The sequence below is a fragment of the Snodgrassella sp. CS2 genome, assembly GCF_050310315.1.
Taxonomy (GTDB): Bacteria; Pseudomonadota; Gammaproteobacteria; order Burkholderiales; family Neisseriaceae; genus Snodgrassella; species Snodgrassella alvi_E.
Genome location: NZ_JBNPBA010000031.1, coordinates 1 through 1,360 on the forward strand (window position 1 = coordinate 1; position 1,360 = coordinate 1,360).

1 protein-coding gene is annotated in these 1,360 nt (G+C 63.5%); it reads left to right on the plus strand.

The features are described from left to right. Positions 1 to 91: 91 nt before the first annotated feature. Positions 92 to 1,360 (plus strand): IS21 family transposase (gene istA, locus ACQP6D_RS11195; RefSeq protein WP_427858268.1); only part of this gene is annotated, 1,269 nt, incomplete at its 3' end.

Genomic DNA, 1,360 nt, shown 5'->3' on the forward strand with positions numbered 1-1,360 from the left:
GAAGCGGCGGCATGGAGCTGCTGCGGGCGGCGTAAAAGTCGGCCACCTTTTCCCTTTCTGCGACAGCAGGGAGGGCGGGAGGATTTTCAGCGTGGAACTATATCTCAGGGTTCGCCAGGCCTGCGCGGCGGGCATGAGCCAGCGTCAGGCGGCGAAGGCCTTCAACATCTCCCGTGATACGGTTGCGAAGATGATGACGTTCTCGGTGCCACCGGGCTACCGGCGGACGGCCGAGGTCAGGCGGCCGAAGCTTGATCCCTTTATCCCGATCATTGAGGGCTGGCTTGAGGCGGATCGCTCCATGCCGCGGAAGCAGCGGCATACGGCCAAGCGGGTGTTCGACCGGCTTCGTGACGAATGCGGGTTCACCGGCGGCTATACGATCATCAAGGACTATATGCGGGAGCGGGAACGGCGGGGCCAGGAAGTGTTCGTGCCGCTGGCGCATCCCCCGGGCCATGCGCAGGCTGACTTCGGCGAGGCGATGGTCAGGATCGGCGGTGTCGAGCAGAAGGCCCACTTCTTTGTTCTGGATCTGCCGCACAGCGACGCCTGTTACGTCCGCGCCTATCCGGCGGCTGTGGCCGAGGCCTGGGTGGACGGCCATATCCACGCCTTTGCCTTCTTTGGGGCGGTCCCCCAGTCGATTGTCTATGACAACGACCGGTGCCTGGTGGCGAAGATCCTGCCCGATGGCACCCGCAAGCGGGCCGCCCTGTTCAGCGGGTTTCTATCCCATTACCTGATCCGGGATCGCTATGGCCGCCCCGGCAAAGGCAACGACAAGGGGAATGTCGAGGGCCTGGTGGGCTATTGCCGCCGCAACTTCATGGTGCCGCTCCCCGAGTTCGCGACCTGGGAGGCGTTCAACCTCTGGCTGGAGGAGCAATGCCGCAAGCGCCAGCAGGATGTCCTGCGCGGTGAGGGCGAAACGATCGGCGAGCGGCTGCAGCGCGATCTGGCAGAGATGCGATCCTTGCCTGCTTCACCCTTTGACGCCTGCGATCAGGACACCGGCCGCGTCTCGTCGCAATCGCTCGTGCGCTACAAGACCAATGACTACTCGGTGCCGGTCGCCTTTGCCCATCAGGATGTCTGGATCCGGGCTTATGTCCATGACGTGGTGATTGGCTGTCGGGGCGAAGTCATTGCCCGCCATCCCCGGTGCTGGGATCGCGATGAACTCATCTTCAACCCGATCCACTACCTGCCGCTGCTGGAGCAGAAGCTCAACGCATTTGATCAGGCCGTGCCGTTGCAAGGTTGGGAGCTTCCCGAGGAGTTCGCAACGTTGCGCCGGCTGATGGAAGCTCGCATGAACCGGCATGGCCGACGCGAATACGTCCAGGTCCTGCGGTTG